This window comes from Marinobacter sp. bablab_jr003 (assembly GCF_016464245.1).
In the GTDB taxonomy this organism is placed as follows: Bacteria; Pseudomonadota; Gammaproteobacteria; order Pseudomonadales; family Oleiphilaceae; genus Marinobacter; species Marinobacter vinifirmus.
This window is the reverse complement of sequence record NZ_JADARC010000096.1, coordinates 1-781: the sequence shown is the minus strand read 5'-3', so window position 1 is coordinate 781 and position 781 is coordinate 1. Positions and strand designations below refer to the sequence as shown.

The following is a 781-nucleotide window of genomic DNA, read 5'->3' as shown; positions in this document are numbered from 1 at the left end:
GTGTCGCGCAAAAATAATTTCCTGCCGAAGAGCGCCAATCATTTTCATGGCAAACGCTTCGTAGGACACCACCAGATTCATACCTCCCTTATTACCCAGAGCGGCGCTGACAACGGCCTCCTCATTCAGGGCTGTGATTACCGAGCCGTGAAGGGATTCCGCAAGGCCGGGCTCGGGCGTCAGGGTGCGATGCTTCAGAAGGTCAAGCGACTGGTTCATCTGATTACTACGCAATTCATCCGGGTTCCCCAGGCGAATACGAAGCGCCGGGTTGGCCTTTACAAGGGCAACAAACTGCCGATCAATCGCAACCATGGGCGACTCTGATACCGCCGTTTGCAACCAGACCGGTTCGGGTACAGTTTGCAGCTTGACGTCACGACAACTCAGCGGATGATCCTTTTCCGCAGGCCGATCGTCTGCCCGGTGAGTTGCCAGCACGTCGCGGGCGCCGTGAATCTCGATCTCGGGCACAAACAAACGGGCAATGGATTCGTTAAAGTGCCTGCGCGAGACCTCATCAAATCTCGGTATTGCCGGAAGCGGGGTACCATGCGCCGCGTTTGAACCAGCACCATAGAAACCATAGCCTTTGACCGTCTCGGCAATCAGATAGGGGAGCTTTACAGGGTACCTCATGTGGCCGGCGCTGACCTGTTCGCTGCACGCCTGAAGCCTCGATTCGGCCTCGAAGATGCCCCAGATAAAGGCCGCAGGATCGCGGCCATCAATGAGTATGGGGTAAAAGCCATTGAGTTCCAGGTGTTGCCGGAACCAGTCC

1 pseudogene is annotated in these 781 nt (G+C 56.5%); it reads right to left on the bottom strand.

Going from position 1 to position 781, the window contains the following annotated elements:
• Positions 1 to 781: pseudogene (locus H3Z84_RS08860) on the bottom strand (xylulose 5-phosphate 3-epimerase); the annotation flags it as partial.